The following is a 16,463-nucleotide window of genomic DNA, read 5'->3' as shown; positions in this document are numbered from 1 at the left end:
GTCGGTGGCCGACTCCGCTGCCTACGCGGTGGCGGCCGCCAGTTCGGCGCGGACGGGCCGGACCACGATGGACACCGCGACCAGCGCGGACACCATGCCGCCCGCCACGACCACGGCCATGCCCACGCTGTCGTTGCCCAGCACTCCCACCAGCGGCGCGGCCGCCGCGCCGATGCCGAACTGCACCGCTCCGAGCAGCGCGGCCGCCGTGCCCGCCGCCTCGCCGTGCCGTGACATCGCCAGTGCCGGGGCGTTGGGCAGCGCGAGCCCGGCCGAGGCCAGCACCAGCCACAGCGAGACGAGGATCGCCGCGAGCCCGCCGACGGCGGTGACGGCGAACGCCAGCAGGCCCAGCCCGGCGATGCTGCCCGTGACCAGGGCCGCGACAAGGATCTGCTGCGGGGTGAAGCGGCGCAGCAGCCGGACGTTGAACTGCGTGGCCAGGATCAGGCCGAACGCGTTGGCGCCGAAGGCGAACCCGAACTGCTGCTCGTTGAGGCCGTACTGCTCCTGCAGGACGAACGACGATCCGGCGACGTACGAGAACAGCGACGCCATGGCCAGCCCGGCCACCACGACCAGGCCCACGAACGTGCGGTCGCGCACCAGCATGCCGTAGACGTGCAGGGTCGCGCCGACGCCGCCGGTGCGGCGCTGCGCCGGGGGCAGGGTCTCCTTCAGCCCGAACACGCCGACGCCGATGAGGGCCGTGCCGAGCAGGGCGAGGGCGACGAACACGCCGCGCCAGTCGGTCCACTGGAGCAGCCAGCTGCCCAGCGTCGGGGCGAGGATCGGCGCGGCGCCCATGACCAGCATCAGCCGGGAGAACAGGCTCGCGAACGCGGACCCGCTGAACAGGTCGCGCACGATCGCCATCGCCACCACCGAGGCCGCCGCGACGCCGAGGCCCTGGAGCACCCGCAGCACGCCGAGCACCGCGATGCCGGGGGCGAACACACACAGCACCGACGCCACCACGTGCAGAACGAGACCCGCGAGCAGCGGGACCCGGCGGCCGACCGCGTCCGAGACGGGCCCGATGAGCAGCTGGCCGATGGCCAGGCCGAGCAGGGTGCCGGTCAGCGTGAGCTGCACCGCCGCCGACGTGGTGTGCAGACTGGCGGTGAGGTTGGGCAGGGCGGGCAGGTACATGTCGATGGTCAGCGGACCGATGGCGATCAGCAGGCCGAGCACGATGATGAGCCGTGCCCGCTGGCCGGAGCTCATCAGCTCTCCGGGCAGCGGCGCTTCAGCTGGGGCGGCCTCGACGGTGGCGGTGTGCATGAGACCCTCTTCGCTACGACGTGGTCGTCGGCACGCCGATCACGTGCCACTACCGATCATCAAATCGGCGGGGCGCGCTGTCATTCCCGTTTCACCCGTCCGTGGCCGGGCTCACTCGATCGAGCTGGGCTGATATGGGCGGCGGACCTGGCGGTCCGCCGCCCGGGGCGTCAGCCGTTGTCGTGCATGCGGTAGTCGTACAGGCAGGGCAGCGGGTGCTCGCGGCGGATGCGCACCCGCGTGGCCGGGTCGAGGATGCCCATCCCGGCCGCCGCCCGCTTCTCGTGGTAGGTCCACCACAGCGTGTCCAGGGAGTCCTCGCCCTCGCGCAGGTCGTCGACGACGATCCCGTCGTCGAGCAGCCGCTTGGCCCGGGGCAGGTCCCCGAAGTCCAGGGCCGCGTGGCATTCCAGCAGCCGCACTCGGCCGTGCCAGCGCTGCGCCGGGTCGAGGCGGTCGGCGATGCCCAGCGCGTCACCGGGACGGCCCGCGGCGATGAGCACCTCCAGCGTCTCGATGGTGAGCGCCCGCAGCCGGGGCGCCAGCCGGTGCGCGGTGGTGAACCGCTCGGCCGCGCCCGCGACGTCGTCGGCCTGGATGTCCAGGACGCCGAGGTTGCGCAGTGCCCACGCGTTGGCCTGCGCCGTGTACGACCTGGTCCAGGCCCGGCGGGCGGCGGCGTCGGCGCCGGGGCCGGCATGGCCCCGGTCTCGATGAGGCGCAGCCACGACTGCTGATCGCGCCCGATGGTGTCGTCGCCGAACGGCACCCCCGGCACGTGCAGTGACCGGTCGCCGCGGTGCTCGCGCAGCCGCCGCTGGAGTGCGCCCCAGCCGGTGCCGCGGTGCAGCACGGCGTCGGGTGCCCGGTCGGCCAGCGCGGTGGCCTCGGCCAGCGCGATGTCGAGCGCGTCAGCGGGCACGAGCCCGTCCAGGGCCGCGCCGACGGCGTCGCGGGCGCGGTCCCAGGGGCCGTGGACGGCGGCCGGATCGAGGTCGAGCAGCCCGTACGCCTCCACCCACGACCAGGTGTCCCCGGCGGGCAGCCGCAGGTGCTCCAGCTGGGTCCGGGCGGGGCTGGCCTGGACCTCCAGGTAGCCCGAGGCCGGGCCGGACAGCCATTCCTGCCAGTTGCGCCCGCCGGTCGAGGTGCCCCAGCGGAACAGCTTGCGGCCGCGCTGGGCGGCCGTGGACGTCTGGACGAAGCCGGAGCCGTCGGCGTCCAGCGCCGCGATGTAGGGCCGGTCGCCGGCCGGGATGTCGTAGAAGAAGTCGGCGGCCGGACCGCGCCGTCCCGGGTACGTCTCGTCGGTCCCGCCGTGGTGCGGCACCTGGATCTTGCGCAGCAGGTTGTCGTAGGTGAAGTGGAACGCGCTGTCGGCGGGCACCACGACGCGGGTGCCGGCCGTCTCCGGCAGGGCGATGTTGGTCCACCAGTACAGCGGGGTGTCGTGCGGGTTCGGGTTGGTGATCCGCACGTGGGCGTACAGGACCGGCGAGTCCGGCGGCAGCCACAGCTCGACCCGGTAGACCAGCTCCAAGCTGGGCCAGCGCGCCTTCGCCCGCATCTGCGCGATCGGCGACATCGACACCCTGGTCACCGACAGCACCGCCACCGAGGAGCAGACCGCCCCGTTCGCCGACGCGGGCGTCAAGGTCATCCGGGCCTGAGGCCTCGATGCGGGTCGGGGCGACCGGCGTGCGATGATCACGCATGGCCGCCCTCGACTGTCCACAATGCACTCAGAACGATCGCGTACAGAGCGTCCGATCCGTCTACGAGTCCCAGTCCGGTACGTACGCCGGAGTCGCGACCGGGGTGCGCAACGGCCTCGGCCGTGTCGTCCTGCGGACCTCGGGCCAGTCGAGCACCCGGCTCGCCGACACGCTCGCGCCGCCGCCGGTCCCGGGCATGCCGGTGCGGCGAACCGGGGTCCTCATCGCCCTCGCCGCCGGCGCGTCGCTGCTCGCCGGGTGCCTCACGGTGCCGCTGCTGGCAGGCGGCGGCGGGCACGCGCTGCGCAGCGCGATCGTCTTCTGGGCGGCGATCGGCTGCCCGTTCCTGATCGTGGCGGTCGCGCTCACCGTCCACCGCATCGTGGCACGACAACGGGACGAGCAGGCATTCCGCGCCTACTCGGCCGTCTACCCGGCACAGTCGACGGTGTGGAACGCCGCCTTCTACTGCGGGCGGTGCAACCTCGCCTTCGTGCCCGACGGCGCCCTGGGCGTTCCCGGCAGCCACCAGGTGACGGCCCCGCAGTTCCAGCACATGGTCATCGCGCTGGGCGCGCAGCTGCCCGGCTGAGGTGAGCGGGGACTGCTCGGACGGCGATCGAGGGCCGGCCAGACGGCCGACCCTCGACTCCGGTCAGGGCATGCCGTTGTACGCGGCGGCCAGCGCGGTCGCCAGTTTGGAATGCCCGCTGGCGCCGGGGTGCGGGCAGCCGCCGAGCGCGGTCGACTGGATGTCACCGGCGAACAGCACCGGCGGGGCGACCGCCACGACCCGCGCGTTGGCCGGCAGGCCGGCGCGGATGGCGTTGTTGAGGTTGGTGGTGAGCGCCTGCACCGCCGCCACCCATTGCGCATCGATCAGCGGCTGGAAGATGGGCGGGATGTTCGGTATCCGCGACACCACCCACCCGGGCAGCCAGGCGGTCAGGTAGCTGCGCAGGTAGAAGTTGGCGAAGGTGCCGATGTCGATCTGGGCCGGGGTGAGGTCGTAGTACATCATCCAGGCGATCTTGTCGGTGCCCGCGGCCAGCATCGTGTTGACGATCGCCGCCACGTCGGCGGTGATTGTCGGCAGCTGCGCCGGGCCGTCGTACGCGGGCACGCCGACCCGGATGAACGCGGTGCCGATCCAGGAGATCGTGATCGACATCGTGCAGGAGCCGCCCTGGGTGACGATGTTCTGCCGGCCGGGGGCGTTCCACTGGAACCCGGTCCAGAAGACCGCGTTCATCCACGGGGCCGCGGCCTCCATCGCCCGGCAGATCGTCAGCTGCTCCAGCACGCTGGTCCAGTTGGTGTTGTTGATGCCGCCGGTGGTGACGTAGTGGGCGAGGTGCCCGGCCTGCTTGGCCTTGCGGACCACCGCGTCGGCCAGCCCCACCGGGGACGCGGGCCGGTTCCACCCGTTGCCGCAGGAGTCGGCCCGGGTCACCCGGCCGCGCATCTCGGCGGTGCCGTAGCCGGTCCGGGCGAAGTTGTAGTACTCCACGACGTTTCCGGCCGCCCGCGCGTACCGGCCCGCGTACGAGAAGTTGGCGTCGTTGCCGGTCAGGCCGCGCGCATCGGCCGCGGTGGCCGCGCACATGGCGCCGAATCCGGTCTGGTTGTGCGCGGAGGTGACCGAGTCACCAGTCGCCACCACGACGAGCTTGCCGGGGCCGCCCACGTCGGCGGGGTCCTCGCACCAGATCCGGTCCTCGCCGGCGCCGGTCAGGATGTCGGCCGGTGCCCCGGGGCCGACGATCGGCGGGCAGCCGCCGGGCGGCGGCGGGCTCGACTGGCCCGGTCCGGGGCTGCCCGGTCCCCCGGTGGGGGTGGGGGAGCCGGACCTGCTCGGCGACGGGCTGGCGGACTTGCTGGGCGACGGCGACGGTGAGGTCGACTTGCTGGGGGACGGGCTGGCGGACTTGCTGGGCGACGGCGACGGTGACGCCGACTTGCTCGGGGACGGGCTGGCCGACTTGCTGGCCGAAGGCGACGGCGAGGCCGACTTGCTGGGGGACGGGCTCGCCGAGCGGCTGGCTGAGGGCGATCCGCCCTGCGACGGGCCGGTGGACGAGGTGGGACCGCCGGTCGCCGTCGGGGTGGCGCACGGCAGGCCGCTGGGCGAGGGCGAGGCCGACCGGCTCGGTGACGGGCTCGCCGACCTGCTGGGAGAGGCCGAGGCGCTGGGCGACGGCGAGGCGGTGGGCGCGGTGCTCGCGGCCAGGGCTCCGGCGTGCTGGGCGGTGCTCGTGGTCGGGCGGGGGGTGGCGGACGGTGTGGCGCTGCGCGACGGGGACGCCGACGCGCTGCGCGACGGCGTCGGGCTGGCCGAGCCGCACGCCTGCCGGATCTCGGCGAGCTTGTCCAGCACGTCCTGCGGCAGCGGCTGGCCTTCGGGAATGCACGGGGCGAAGACCCAGTCGGTGCCTTCGAGGTTGCGGCTGCACGGCTCGTCGGCCGCAGCGGTCTGCGCGGTCGCGGGCTGCTGCACCACCAGGACCGGCAGTCCGGTGGCGAGCAGCAGCGCCGCGAGGAACACCGCGGTGGCGGCGAAGAACCGCCGGGTCGGGCGCCTGCGCCGGGTGGCGGTCGGCGGGTCGGGAGTGTCGGCGTCGCTGGTCCAGAAGGCTGGCCGGAGTGGCGGCACGGTCGTTCCTCTCGGGGGTGGCCGGAGCTGTGCTGGCCATTGTCGAGACCGTGGTGGAACACCGACAGCAGTGACGCATTACAATGTGATAAACGCAAATATAGGAATCTAACGATATATGGAATCTAACGATGTATGGTCAGGGCGCGAACTCCAGCGGCACCGCAGGCTGCCCGATGCTGCTCACCCCGAACGTGTCGTCGGGCCGCCCGTCCGGGCCGAGCACCACGACGTGCAGCTGGCAGCCGTAGAAGTCGCCCACGCAGTCCTGCCCGTCACCGAGGTACCGGAACACCGTGACCGTGGCCCGGAACGTGCCGTCGGCCCGCAGCGGCACGGTTGCCAGCGGCAGGTTCCCGTTGCAGCCGCTGCCCTGGATGATCTGGAAGCAGCTCGCCTCGACGATGGTCACGTAGCGGCCGGTCGAGCCCTTCGCGGTGCCGGTCACCTTGACCCGCTGGCCGTCGGCCAGGCCCGCGGCGGGCGTGGCGGTGATCGTGGCGGGGGAGCCGGTGAAGTGCAGGACGTCGGTGCCGACCGAGTGCAGACCGGCGCTGTCGGTCCACTCGAAGAAGTAGCGGCAGGCGTCGGCGCGGCAGTAGACCGGGACCGGGTCGCCGTATTCGAGGCTGCGGTACACCGGGTCACGGGGGTTGAGCTGCACCGAGGCCGTGCCGGTGGCGGAGGTGGTGACGGTCCGGACCGCCGGGCAGCCGACGAGGCCGTCGCCGGTGTCATACGTCTCCACGTCGCATTCGACCACCGCCACCTCGGTGTGCGCGGGCAGCCCCGACCCGCTGACGGTGACCGTGGACGCGGTCGACAGCCCGAACCGGGGCGTCACGTGGGCGGCGGGCGGCCCGTCCAGCGCGACGGCCGGGCTGGACGCCACCAGGCTTCCTGCCGCGACGAGCACCAGTACGGACAGCAGGGAGACAGGTTTCACGGTTGCCCCTTCCATCGGCGGTCTTCTCCGCGGCCCAGTCTGCGATATCAGCCGATGATCCGATGTCGGGTCGGTGACATGAGGTCACATTCGACCATCCGCAGTGGACGTAGGTGCGGTTCGGCCCGTCCGAGGATTAGCCACCGGCCGGACGGGTAAGGGCGGCAGGACCGTTCCGTGTGCGACGACCGGCACCTCTGGATCGGACGATGGCGGAACGGTCCGCGCCGGATGGCCGAAGATGCCCGGCCATACCGGCCGGGTGCCTGCCGACCCGGCAGCGTACCGTCGGGGCGGCCCGGCCCGATCTTCGCGCCGGGACAGGACAGTCAGGGAGGCACGGGTGGGCCAGCCACTCCCCGGATCGGCGCAGCAGGCTCGCAACCTCGTCCTGGACCTGGGACGGATGCTGTCCGACATCACCTCGGGGCGCGACGTCGCCGAGGTGCACCAGCGGCTGCTGGACCAGTTCGACGCCGCCGACCACGACAGCCGCATCGACGCGATGGAGGTCGGGCGGCAGGAGTTCGCCGAGACCTGGACGGCGCTGCGGGAAGGGCGGGCGCTGCCCGTGCCGGCCTGGGAGCAGGTGGTGCTGCCCACCATCGTGACCTTCAGCGACGCGCAGTACCGCAAGAGCAACCTCGAACTGGCGACGTCCACCTGGCTGGCGGCGCGGGCCGCCGTCGACGCGGTGCCCGACTTCGCGGCGGCCGTCGCCGAAGCGGCCGCCCCGGCCTCGCCCGCCGCACCGGCGGCCGAGGCGCCGACGGTGCGCTCCATGACGACCAACACCGTCCGTACGCCGATCATCGAGGCGGCGGCGCCGAAGGCCGCCCCGTTGGACTCCGCGGTGGCCAGTCACCGGCCCCGGCGGCGCCGCGCCCTGCTCGCGGTGCTCGCGATCGCCGCCAGTGCGGCCGTGGTCGTGGCGCTGCTGCTGGTCAACGGAACCGGCGGCAAAGACCCCGACGGCCCGGCGGTGCCGGCCGGCATGCCGCTGCCGGGGCTCTCGGCCGGGGTGATGGCCAGCCACGGCGGCACCCCGGTCACCCTGCCCACCGCGCCGCCCACGGCCAGCCCGCAGCCGATGCCCGTCATCAGCGGCGATCCCACCCCCGCGCCGGTATGGAGTCCCGCGCCCGCGGCCAGCACCGGGCCGGGGGCCTCGGCGCCGCCCGCACCCGTGGCTCCGTCCGCGCCCACGGGCCTGACCGCCGTCGCCGCCGACGAGCACGCCGTCTGGCTGGCCTGGTCGGAACCGGCCGACGCCGGGACGGGCGGGATCGCCTACTACCGCATCCTCCAGGACGGGGAGTTCATCGGCTGGACCCGCGCCACCAGCGCCACGATCACCGGTCTGGCGCCGGGCACGTCGTACACGTTCGCGATCGTCGCCTGCAACGCCGCCGGGCTGCTGTCGCCGCCCAGCGGCCAGATCACCGCGATGACCGCGTCGCCGCCCAGTCCGGCCCCGTCGACCGCGCCCGCCTCGCCGTCGCCCGCCGAGGAGCCGTCGCCCACGCCGCCCGAGCCCTCGGCGGAACCGCCGTCGCCGACCCCGGCGGCGTCGCCGTCGCCGGAGGAGGCGTCCCCGCAGCAGGTGCCGACCGACCCCGACCCGGCCTGAGGCCCTGACCGGTGCCGCCGACCCGGGCGTGCGGCCCCGGCCGCGCCCCCCGACGACGAAGGCGCCGCCCCCGGTCGGGGCGGCGCCTTCGTCGTCGGTCACGTGCTGTCGGTGGACGGGTCACATGGGCGGCGGCGGAACCGGCGGGATCGGCGTCGGCATCGGCGACGGCCCCGGCGGTGACGGCACCGGCGTGGGCGCGGGCGGCGGCGCGGGCGGCTCCGGTGCCGGAACCGGCGGCTGCATGGGATCGTTCGGATCGGTGATGTTCGACATGTCGGCCTCCAGTGGTCTACCTCAGCCGTACCCGCCAGACGGCCGTCGCCAAACAGGTTCGGACTACGCGGCCTGGCCGGACAGGTCCACGGCCGCCCCGTCGAGGTAGCCGCGCAGGGTGTGCGCGTCCGGGGCTGTCGCCGTGACCAGGCTCGCCGGGCCGGTCGCCAGCGGCACCAGCACCGCCGTCGGCGCGACCACCCGGGCGGCGGGCACCGGCCCGCCCGGCTCGACCCGCAGCAGCGATCCGGTGGCCTTCGCGCCGCCGAGGACCGCCGGGCCGTTCCATCCGGCCGCCGCCGGGCCGACCGCCGTGGACTGCCGCAGCAGCGGCCGCCCCGCGTACGTCACCGACGTCTCGATCACCGCGTCACCGGGTGCTTCGCCGTGCCGCCCGCAGATCAGCTCCTCCCGCCATACCAGCCGCGCCCCCTCGGCCAGTTCGACCGTCGAGGCCGACACGTGGTGGCAGCCGCGCGCGGCCACCAGCTGCTCGGGCAGCCAGTCGAGGCGGCCGCCGGCCGCGACGGCCACGGCCACGGTCAGCCGGGACGCGGCGGCGACCCGCGACGGCAGCGCCACCGACGCGGCGACGCTGTGCAGGCGCAGCGCGGCCCCCGGGCCGACCTCGATCTCCAGCCGCAGGTCGTCGCCGGCCAGCGGCCCGGCCGCCGCCCCGACCAGGTGCACCACGGCGGGTCCGGTCGGGGCGGGGGTGTGCCGCAGGACCAGTGGCGGCTCGCCGCGTACCTGGGCCAGCCGGGTGCCGCCGCGGCCGTCGGCGACGGCGGTCACCCGGGCCAGTGCCCGCATCAGCGCACCACGTCAGCCGGCCAGGGCGTGGGCGTGGCCGCGGCTGTGCGCGACCAGGTGGCGTACCCAGTCGGCGACCGGGGTGGCGAGCTTGTCCTGCGCGATCGACAGGAAGATCGTCGGCAGGTCGCCGCGGCGGGCGCGGGCGTCGCGGTCCATCACCGACAGGTCCGCGCCGACCAGCGGCGCCAGGTCCGTCTTGTTGATGACCAGCAGGTCGGACGTGGTCACCCCCGGCCCGCCCTTGCGCGGCACCTTGTCGCCCCCGGCCACGTCGACCACGAAGATCTGCTGGTCGATCAGGCCCTTGCTGAACGTGGCGGTGAGGTTGTCGCCGCCGCTCTCGACCAGCACCAGGTCCAGCGGGCCGAGCCGCTGCTCCAGTTCCTCGACGGCGTCGAGGTTGGCGGAGATGTCGTCGCGGATGGCGGTGTGCGGGCAGCAGCCGGTCTCCACCGCCATGATCCGCTGCGGGTCGAGCACGCCCGCCCGCTTGAGGAAGTCGGCGTCCTCGGTGGTGTAGATATCGTTGGTGACGACCGCGAGCCGCAGCTCGGCCGACAGCGCCCGGCACAGGGCCGCGACCAGCGCGGTCTTTCCGGACCCGACCGGGCCGCCGATGCCGACGCGCACGGCGCGGTCGAGCACCGGCAGCGGCGGGTGCGGGTCGGTCCCCGGTTCGGGGTGGGTGTGCGGAACGGTCTCGTCGTGGTCAGCTAGCAAAGAGACGCACCTCCCAGGTGGCGTGCAGTTCGGCGGATATGTCGGCCAGCGGGGCGCTGTGCGACGGAAGTTCGGCGGGCGGTTTGTGCGCCAGCGCGGCGGCGGCCGCCGCGACGGCGTCGCAGACCGGTGCGAGCAGTGCGAGCTGCCGCTGCACCTGGTACGGGTCCAGCCCCAGCAGCCGCACCGCCGCGCTGGCCGGACCCGTCACCGTGTGGAACACCGCGATCTGGGCCGCCTGCTCGGCGCTGAGCCCCGCCGCGGCCGCCACCACGCCCAGCGTGATCGCCTGATGCGGGCCGTCCGGGTGTGGCGGCAGCGTGGCGTAGAGCTCCGACGGCCAGGTGGCCCGCCCGGCCCGCAGCAGGGCCCGGCCCTGGCGGCGGCTGGCCAGCCGCAGCGCGGGTGACACCGTCCGCGCCTCCAGCTCCCCGTCCAGCTCGATGAGGAAGGCCGGGGTGGGGGTGCGGTGGGCGGCGGCGGTGAAGGCGGCGGCGACCGAGGCGGCCGTGTGCAGGCGGCCGCGCAGGAACGCGGTCACCCCGGCCAGGTCCCTGACCCGCCCGGCGGCCACCGCCGCCTCCAGCCCGCTGGAGTGGGCGTGGCCACCGGACGGGAACCGCCCGTCCGACAGCAGCAGGTACGCGGTGTCCATGGTCAGAACAGGAAGTACCGCTGGGCCATGGGCAGTTCGGTGGGCGGGTCGGGCTCGACCACCTGCCCGTCGATGCGGACGGTGAACGTGTCCGGGTCGACGGTGATGTGCGGCATGGCGCCGTTGTGGGGCAGGTCGGCCTTGGTCCGCGACCGCACGTCCCCGACCGGCACCATCGCCCGGCGGATGTCCAGTTCCAGCCCGGCCTCGATCGCCGCCGGGGCGACGAACGCGAGGCTGGTCTTGGCGGCGGCCACGCCGTACGCGCCGAACATGGGGCGGGGCAGGATCGGCTGCGGGGTGGGGATGGACGCGTTGGCGTCGCCCATCTGCGCCCACGCGATCAGGCCGCCCTTGACGACGACGTGCGGGCGTACGCCGAAGAACGCCGGATCCCACAGCACCAGGTCGGCGAGCTTGCCCGGCTCCACCGACCCGACCTCGGCCTCCAGCCCGTTGGCCATGGCCGCGCAGATGGTGTACTTCGCGACGTACCGCTTGGCGCGGGCGTTGTCGGCCGCGCCGTCGCCGGGCAGCGAGCCGACCCGCGCCTTCATCACGTGCGCGGTCTGCCAGGTCCGCAGGACGACCTCGCCGATGCGGCCCATCGCCTGCGAGTCCGAGCCGATGATCGAGATCGCGCCCAGGTCGTGCAGCAGGTCCTCGGCGGCCATCGTGGACGGCCGGATCCGGCTCTCCGCGAACGCCAGGTCCTCCGGCACCGCCGCGTTCAGGTGGTGGCACACCATCAGCATGTCCAGGTGCTCGGCCAGGGTGTTGCGGGTGTACGGCCGGGTCGGGTTGGTCGAGGACGGCAGCACGTTGGGCAGGCCCGCCACCGTGATGATGTCGGGCGCGTGCCCGCCCCCGGCGCCCTCGGTGTGGTACGAGTGGATCGCCCGCCCGTTGATCGCCGCCAGGGTGTCCTGCACGAACCCGGCCTCGTTCAGCGTGTCGGTGTGGATCGACACCTGCACCCCGGACGCGTCGGCGACCCGCAGGCACGCGTCGATCGCCGCCGGGGTGGTGCCCCAGTCCTCGTGCAGCTTGAAGCCGCCCGCCCCGGCGCGCAGCTGCTCCCACATCGCCTCCTCGGAGACGGTGTTGCCCTTGCCGAGCAGCAGCACGTTGACCGGGAACGTGTCCAGGGCCTCGTGCATCCGGGCCAGGTGCCAGGCGTTGGCGGTGACCGTGGTGGCCTTGGTGCCCTCGGCCGGGCCGGTGCCGCCGCCGACCAGCGTGGTCACGCCGCCGGCCAGGGCCTCGGCGACCAGCTGCGGGCAGATGAAGTGCACGTGCGTGTCGACCGCGCCCGCGGTGACGATCTTCCCGTTGCCCGCGATGACCTCGGTGGCCGGGCCGATGACCAGGTCCGGGTGCACACCCGGCATGGTGTCGGGGTTGCCCGCCTTGCCGATCGCGACGATGCGGCCGTCGCGGATGCCGATGTCGGCCTTGACGATGCCCCAGTGGTCGAGCACCACCGCGCCGGTGATGACCGTGTCCAGGGCGCCCTGGGCGCGGGTGGCGCGCGACTGGCCCATCGACTCGCGGATCACCTTGCCGCCGCCGAAGACGACCTCGTCGCCGCCCGCGCAGTGATCCGCCTCGACCTCGATCAGCAGGTTCGTGTCGGCCAGCCGGATCCGGTCACCGGTGGTGGGGCCGTAGAGAGCGGTGTACCGCTCACGGCTGATCACCGTCATAGCTCTCCTCCGCACTCGCCGCGCAGCCCCGGCACGATCCGGGCGCCGGACAGGGGCACCAGCTCGACCTCTCGCGACACCCCCGGTTCGAACCGCACCGCGGTCCCGGCGGGGACCGCCAGGCGCTGGCCCCACGCGGCCTGCCGGTCGAACGACAGGCCCGGGTTGGCCTCGGCGAAGTGGTAGTGCGAGCCGACCTGCACCGGCCGGTCGGCGGTGTTGGTCACCACCAGCACGGTCACCGGGCGGTCGGCGTTGAGCTCGACCCCGCCCTGCCCGTGCAGCACCTCGCCGGGGATCACCGGATGGGGTGGTGCACCGTCACCAGCTTGGTGCCGTCCGGGAACGTCGCCTCCACCTGCACCTCCTTCAGCATCTCGGGGACGCCCGGCAGGACGTCTTCTCGGGTGAGCACCTGCGCGCCGGACTCCATCAGCTCGACCACGGTGCGCCCGTCGCGGGCGCCCTCCAGCAGGAACCGGGTGATGATCGCGACGGACTCGGGGTAGTTGAGCAGCAGCCCGCGGCCGCGGCGCCGCTCGGCGACGTCGGCGGCCACGTGGATGAGCAGGCGTTCCTGCTCATGCTGGGTGAGGAACATGGACCGTCCTTCGGTTCACACGGAGAGGGCGGCACGGACCGCGGGTTCGGCGTCGCTGCCACCCGCACCCGTTGAGGTCACTCTGCCCGATTCGAGTACGTGGTACCGGTGCGCCGCGCGCAGCGCGAACCCCAGGTGCTGCTCGACCAGCAGGACCGACAGCCCGCCCGAGGCCAGCGACAGGATCGCCTGCTCGATCTCGGCCACCACGTTGGGCTGGATGCCCTCGGTCGGCTCGTCCAGCAGCAGCAGCTTCGGCCGGGTGATCAGCGCCCGCGCGATGGCCAGCTGCTGGCGCTGCCCGCCCGACAGCAGACCCGCGCGGCGGCGCAGCAGCCCGGTCAGCGCCGGGAACAGGTCCAGCGACTCGGCCAGCGCCTCCTTGCCGCCGCGCCTGCCGTCGGCCACGAGCTGGAGGTTCTCGGCGGCGGTCAGGTGCGGGAAGCACTGCTGGCCCTGCGGGACGTACGCCATGCCGCGGTCGACCCGCTGGTGCGGGGCCAGCCGGGTGACGTCCTCCCCGGCCAGCAGCACCATGCCCGAACGCGGCCTGATCAGCCCGATCGCGGCGCGCAGCAGGGTGCTCTTGCCCGCCCCGTTGTGGCCGAGCACGGCCGTCACGGTGCTGTCGGCGACCGTCACGTCGACGTCGCGCAGCACGATGCTGCGGCCGTACCCGGCGGTGATCGCTTCGATGCGCAGCATCACGCCTCCTTCGCCGCGTGTCCGAGATAGACCTCCTGCACCCGGGGGTCGGCCTGCACCTGCGCGACCGTGCCCTCGCTGAGCACCTTCCCGGCGTGCAGGACGGTGACGGTGCGGGCCCAGCGGCGCAGGAAGTCCATGTCGTGCTCGATCACGACCACGGTGCGCTCGCCGCTGACGGCCTCCAGCAGCGCGCCGGTGGCCTCGCGCTCCTCGTGGCTCATCCCGGCGACCGGCTCGTCGAGCAGCAGCAGCTTGGCGTCCTGCACCAGCAGCATGCCGATCTCCAGCCACTGCTTCTGCCCGTGGGCGAGGGTCCCGGCCAGGTCGTCGCGCCGGTCGGCCAGGCCGATGGTCTCCAGCGCCTTCGCGACGTCGGCGGGGATGCCCCGGCGCTGCCGCAGCAGCGTCCACGGCCCGCGCCCGGCACCCGCCGCGATGTCGAGGTTCTGCAGCACGGTCAGCTCCTCGAACACCGCCGCGGTCTGGAACGTGCGCCCCACGCCCAGCCGTACGATGCGGTGCACGTCGCGTCCCAGCAGCTCGGTCTCCCCGAACCGGGCCGAACCCGAGGCCTTGACCAGCCCGGTCACCGCGTCGATCAGGGTCGTCTTGCCCGCGCCGTTGGGTCCGATCAGGAACCGCAGGTCGCCCGGTGCCACGTCCAGGTCGACGCCGTCGACGGCGGCGAACCCGTCGAACACCACCCGCAGGTCGCGGATGCGCAGCCCGCCGCTCATACGGCCACCTCACTCGGTTCGGGCGCCAGCGGCGCCGGTTCGGTCCTCGGCGCGTCCGGGGCGGTGCGGCGGCGCACCAGCGCCCACAGGGACGCGAGCCCGCCCGGCAGGAATGCCACGACCAGCACGAACATCAGGCCCTGCGCGTACGTCCAGGTGCCCGGGAACCGTTCGGACAGGGCCGTCTTCGCCCACGCCACCGCCACGGCGCCGATCACCGGGCCGAGCAGCGTCGCCCGGCCGCCGACGGCGACGCCGATGACGAGTTCGATGGAGGGCACGATGCCGATCAGGGCGGGGGAGATGATGCCGACCGCGGGCACGAACAGCGCTCCGGCCAGGCCCGCCATCCCGGCGGCGACGACGTACGCGACGAGCTTGACGTTGGCGGGGTTGTAGCCGAGGAAGCGGACCCGCTCCTCGCCGTCGCGGACGGCGACCAGCAGCTCGCCGTAGCGGCTGCGCATCAGCTGGCGGGCCAGCGCCAGCAGGGCCAGCAGCACGGCCGCGATGATGAAGTACACGGTGCGCTGGTTGACCGGGTCGTCGAGGGCGTATCCGAAGAAGCCCTCGATGTCGGTGAGGCCGTTGGTGCCGCCGGTGGTGCCCTGCTGGCCGATCAGCAGGATGACCATCGCGGCGGCCAGGGCCTGGCTGAGGATCGCGAAGTAGGCGCCGCGCACCCGGCGGCGGAACACCAGCGAGCCGAGGCCGAACGCGACCAGCATCGGCAGCAGCATCGTGGCAGCCAGGGCGAAGACGGGGTTCTCGAACGGGCGCCACCAGGCGGGGAGTTCGTCGAGCTGGCCGTACAGCTGCATGAAGTCGGGCATGTGGCCCGGACCCGCGTCGGCGAGCTTGAGGTGCATGGCCATCGCGTAGCCGCCCAGGCCGAAGAAGACGCCCTGGCCGAGGGTGAGCAGGCCGCCGCGGCCCCAGGCCAGCCCGACGCCGACGGCGACGATGGCGAAGCAGAGGTACTTGGCCAGCAGGCTGAGCCGGAAGTCGGTCAGCACGGCCGGGGCCAGCGCGAACAGCAGCACCGCCCCGGCGGCGAACCCGGCCAGGGCGCGGGTGCGGGCGCTCACGCGAGGCTCCGGGTGCGCAGCGTGAACATGCCCTGCGGGCGCCACTGGAGGAACGCCACGATCGCCACGAACACGATCACCTTGGCGACCGACAGCGTGGTCAGGTATTCCACGGTGGACTGCAGCATGCCGAGCACGAAGGCCACGATCACGCTCCCCTTGATCTGCCCGATGCCGCCGACGACGACCACCAGGAACGCGTCGATGATGATGTTGGTGCCCATGGTCGGGCCGATCGGGCCGAGCAGGGTCAGCGCGACCCCGGCGACCCCGGCCAGGCCGGAGCCGATGAAGAAGGTGAGCCGGTCGATGCGGCCGTTGGCGATGCCGGAGACGGCGGCCAGGTCGCGGTTCTGCACCACGGCCCGGATGCGGCGGCCCAGCGGGGTCCACTTGAGCACGGCGGTGAGCGCGACGACCGCGATCACGGCCAGGGTCAGGATGAACAGGCGGCTGTTGGCGATCGACACGTCGCCGTCGGCGGTACGCAGCAGCGTGGTGCTGCCGGTGAGCAGGTCGGGCGCGCGGGTCTGCACGTTCGGCGCGCCGAACACGTCGCGGGCCAGCTGTTGCAGCATCAGCGACACGCCCCAGGTGACCAGCAGGGTGTCCAGCGGCCGCAGGTAGAGCCGCCGGATCAGCAGCACCTCCAGCAGCACGCCGAGCAGCCCGGCGACCACGAACGCGACCGGGATGGCCACGAGCAGCGACATCCCGGCGTCGGTGAGCACCTGCTGGAGCACGTACGTGGTGTAGGCGCCGGCCATGATGAACTCGCCGTGCGCCATGTTGATGACGTTCATCTGCCCGAACGTCAGGGCCAGGCCGAGCGCGATGAGCAGCAGCACCGCGCCGATGCTGATGCCGGTGAACAGCTGGCCGAGGATCACGGTCATCGGGTTGTCCCTCGTCGTGGGTGGGGGCCGGC

General features: G+C 73.6%; 17 protein-coding genes and 1 pseudogene. 2 read left to right on the top strand and 16 right to left on the bottom strand.

Annotated elements, in window-relative coordinates; translation table 11 throughout:
* Window positions 1-21: 21 nt before the first annotated feature.
* The 3 genes and pseudogenes from Cs7R123_RS24285 to Cs7R123_RS41140 form a co-directional block, all read right to left on the bottom strand.
* Complete coding sequence (locus Cs7R123_RS24285) at window positions 22-1,284, bottom strand: multidrug effflux MFS transporter (RefSeq protein WP_244872105.1); 1,263 nt, start codon at window positions 1,282-1,284, stop codon at window positions 22-24.
* Window positions 1,285-1,454: 170 nt separating this feature from the next.
* Window positions 1,455-2,012: a hypothetical protein gene (locus Cs7R123_RS40315; RefSeq protein WP_244872104.1), complete on the bottom strand. Its 558-nt coding sequence runs from the start codon at window positions 2,010-2,012 to the stop codon at window positions 1,455-1,457.
* A gap of 383 nt (window positions 2,013-2,395) precedes the next feature.
* Window positions 2,396-2,851: pseudogene (locus tag Cs7R123_RS41140) on the bottom strand (hypothetical protein); the annotation flags it as partial.
* 251 nt (window positions 2,852-3,102) lie between these two features.
* Between Cs7R123_RS41140 and Cs7R123_RS24275 the strand changes: the two are divergent.
* Window positions 3,103-3,591 carry a hypothetical protein gene (locus Cs7R123_RS24275; RefSeq protein ID WP_212830024.1) on the top strand — a complete coding sequence of 163 codons (489 nt, stop codon included), beginning with the start codon at window positions 3,103-3,105 and terminating at the stop codon, window positions 3,589-3,591.
* 63 nt (window positions 3,592-3,654) lie between these two features.
* Here Cs7R123_RS24275 and Cs7R123_RS24270 read toward each other — a convergent pair whose 3' ends face one another.
* Both Cs7R123_RS24270 and Cs7R123_RS24265 read right to left on the bottom strand, forming a co-directional pair.
* Window positions 3,655-5,652 carry a hypothetical protein gene (locus Cs7R123_RS24270; protein WP_212830023.1) on the bottom strand — a complete coding sequence of 666 codons (1,998 nt, stop codon included), beginning with the start codon at window positions 5,650-5,652 and terminating at the stop codon, window positions 3,655-3,657.
* A gap of 139 nt (window positions 5,653-5,791) precedes the next feature.
* Window positions 5,792-6,598: a neocarzinostatin apoprotein domain-containing protein gene (locus tag Cs7R123_RS24265; RefSeq protein ID WP_212830022.1), complete on the bottom strand. Its 807-nt coding sequence runs from the start codon at window positions 6,596-6,598 to the stop codon at window positions 5,792-5,794.
* A 343-nt stretch (window positions 6,599-6,941) separates the two neighbouring features.
* Between Cs7R123_RS24265 and Cs7R123_RS24260 the strand changes: the two genes are divergently transcribed.
* Entirely contained in the window at window positions 6,942-8,228 is a 1,287-nt protein-coding gene (locus Cs7R123_RS24260; RefSeq protein ID WP_212830021.1) for a fibronectin type III domain-containing protein, read from the top strand.
* 120 nt (window positions 8,229-8,348) lie between these two features.
* On the opposite strand, the gene Cs7R123_RS24255 is transcribed toward Cs7R123_RS24260, so the two are convergent.
* The 11 genes from Cs7R123_RS24255 to urtB all read right to left on the bottom strand — a co-directional run bounded on the left by Cs7R123_RS24255 (window position 8,349) and on the right by urtB (window position 16,431).
* Window positions 8,349-8,504 (bottom strand): hypothetical protein, encoded by a 156-nt coding sequence (locus Cs7R123_RS24255; RefSeq protein WP_212830020.1) that lies wholly within the window; start codon window positions 8,502-8,504, stop codon window positions 8,349-8,351.
* A 63-nt stretch (window positions 8,505-8,567) separates the two neighbouring features.
* On the bottom strand, window positions 8,568-9,317 hold the full coding sequence (locus Cs7R123_RS24250) for an urease accessory protein UreD (protein WP_212830019.1): 750 nt from the start codon (window positions 9,315-9,317) through the stop codon (window positions 8,568-8,570).
* Between the two features lie 12 nt (window positions 9,318-9,329).
* Complete coding sequence (gene ureG, locus Cs7R123_RS24245) at window positions 9,330-10,040, bottom strand: urease accessory protein UreG (protein ID WP_212830018.1); 711 nt, start codon at window positions 10,038-10,040, stop codon at window positions 9,330-9,332.
* Complete coding sequence (locus Cs7R123_RS24240; RefSeq protein WP_212830017.1) at window positions 10,030-10,695, bottom strand: urease accessory protein UreF; 666 nt, start codon at window positions 10,693-10,695, stop codon at window positions 10,030-10,032. The genes ureG and Cs7R123_RS24240 overlap by 11 nt, the downstream gene beginning before the upstream one ends.
* Before the next feature lie 2 nt (window positions 10,696-10,697).
* Window positions 10,698-12,401 (bottom strand): urease subunit alpha, encoded by a 1,704-nt coding sequence (locus Cs7R123_RS24235; RefSeq protein WP_212830016.1) that lies wholly within the window; start codon window positions 12,399-12,401, stop codon window positions 10,698-10,700.
* On the bottom strand, window positions 12,398-12,703 hold the full coding sequence (locus tag Cs7R123_RS24230; protein WP_212830015.1) for an urease subunit beta: 306 nt from the start codon (window positions 12,701-12,703) through the stop codon (window positions 12,398-12,400). The genes Cs7R123_RS24235 and Cs7R123_RS24230 overlap by 4 nt, the downstream gene beginning before the upstream one ends.
* A complete protein-coding gene (locus Cs7R123_RS24225) occupies window positions 12,700-13,002 on the bottom strand; it encodes an urease subunit gamma (RefSeq protein ID WP_212830014.1) in 303 nt (100 codons plus the stop codon). Before Cs7R123_RS24225 ends, Cs7R123_RS24230 begins: the two co-directional genes overlap by 4 nt.
* Window positions 13,003-13,017: 15 nt before the next feature.
* On the bottom strand, window positions 13,018-13,707 hold the full coding sequence (urtE, locus tag Cs7R123_RS24220; protein WP_212830013.1) for an urea ABC transporter ATP-binding subunit UrtE: 690 nt from the start codon (window positions 13,705-13,707) through the stop codon (window positions 13,018-13,020).
* Window positions 13,707-14,447 carry an urea ABC transporter ATP-binding protein UrtD gene (gene urtD, locus Cs7R123_RS24215; protein ID WP_212830012.1) on the bottom strand — a complete coding sequence of 247 codons (741 nt, stop codon included), beginning with the start codon at window positions 14,445-14,447 and terminating at the stop codon, window positions 13,707-13,709. Before urtD ends, urtE begins: the two co-directional genes overlap by 1 nt.
* Window positions 14,444-15,535, bottom strand: coding sequence for an urea ABC transporter permease subunit UrtC (gene urtC / locus Cs7R123_RS24210; RefSeq protein ID WP_244872102.1), 1,092 nt, complete (start codon window positions 15,533-15,535; stop codon window positions 14,444-14,446). The genes urtD and urtC overlap by 4 nt, the downstream gene beginning before the upstream one ends.
* Window positions 15,532-16,431: an urea ABC transporter permease subunit UrtB gene (urtB, locus tag Cs7R123_RS24205; RefSeq protein WP_212830010.1), complete on the bottom strand. Its 900-nt coding sequence runs from the start codon at window positions 16,429-16,431 to the stop codon at window positions 15,532-15,534. The genes urtC and urtB overlap by 4 nt, the downstream gene beginning before the upstream one ends.
* Window positions 16,432-16,463 lie beyond the last annotated feature (32 nt).

The sequence above is a fragment of the Catellatospora sp. TT07R-123 genome (assembly GCF_018327705.1).
Lineage (GTDB): Bacteria > Actinomycetota > Actinomycetes > Mycobacteriales > Micromonosporaceae > Catellatospora.
This window is presented reverse-complemented; position numbering and strand designations above follow the sequence as displayed.